The sequence below is a fragment of the Geobacillus sp. DSP4a genome, from assembly GCF_013096875.1.
Lineage (GTDB): Bacteria > Bacillota > Bacilli > Bacillales > Anoxybacillaceae > Geobacillus > Geobacillus thermophilus.
In genome coordinates, this window is record NZ_SDLD01000189.1 from 1 (window position 1) to 478 (window position 478).

Here is a 478-nt window from a genome sequence, read left to right on the forward strand (position 1 = left end):
GCCCCACGGTGAGTCCGGAACGGTCATCGGCGTCCGCGTCTTCGACCGCGAGGACGGCGACGACCTTCCCCCCGGCGTCAACCAGCTGGTCCGCGTCTACGTCGCCCAGAAGCGCAAGATCTCGGTCGGTGACAAGCTCGCCGGTCGTCACGGCAACAAGGGCGTCATCGCCAAGATCCTGCCGGTCGAGGACATGCCGTTCATGGAGGACGGCACCCCGGTCGACGTCGTGCTCAACCCGCTGGGTGTGCCGCGACGGATGAACATCGGCCAGATCCTCGAGCTCCACCTGGGCTGGCTCGCCAAGCAGGGCTGGGACATCGACCTGCACGCCGACAAGGGATCGTCGGAGTGGAAGGATCGCCTGATCTCGATCCACGCCGAGAAGAGCGAGCCCGGCACCAAGGTCGCGACCCCGGTGTTCGACGGTGCGCGCGAGGACGAGATCACCGGCCTGCTGGGCGCCACGCTGCCCAAC

At 67.8% G+C, this 478-nt stretch carries 1 pseudogene; it reads left to right on the forward strand.

The features are described from left to right. Nucleotides 1–478, forward strand: a pseudogene (locus tag ETC02_RS16935) (hypothetical protein); the annotation flags it as partial.